This window comes from Kiloniella spongiae (assembly GCF_001026905.1).
Lineage (GTDB): Bacteria > Pseudomonadota > Alphaproteobacteria > Kiloniellales > Kiloniellaceae > Kiloniella > Kiloniella spongiae.
Genome location: NZ_LAQL01000075.1, coordinates 1 through 342, shown reverse-complemented (window position 1 = coordinate 342; position 342 = coordinate 1). Strand labels below are relative to the sequence as shown.

Annotated in this window: 1 protein-coding gene; it reads right to left on the bottom strand. The window is 49.7% G+C overall.

Features of this window, described 5'->3' with window-relative positions; genetic code table 11:
* Positions 1 to 342: hypothetical protein (locus WH96_RS22265; RefSeq protein WP_047766204.1), on the bottom strand; the 342-nt coding region annotated here is incomplete at both ends.

Sequence of the window (342 nt, the reverse complement as noted above, 5' to 3'; positions counted from 1 at the left end):
CTGTGATACCGCTGAGATCAACATCACTGTCCTCAACCGGCGCATCAAGCGTAAAGCTGCTGTCCAGACTTGTTACACCAGAGTTCAGCGTGACCGTGATAACAATGTCACCATTACCAGCAACACTCGCTACCGCACTCGCAACAGACGCATCAGATGTCAGAGCACTCAGATCAAGATCACCAACCTCAACACCGCTCGCATCAGGGAAGGTAACAACAACTGTTGTCAACTCATCCGTCGCATCACCAGAGGACGCTTTAATGCTGATCTCGTTATCAACACTGTCCTCTTTGATCGCACTCGCTCCATCAGCAAGCGCAAGAACAACTGTAGGATTAA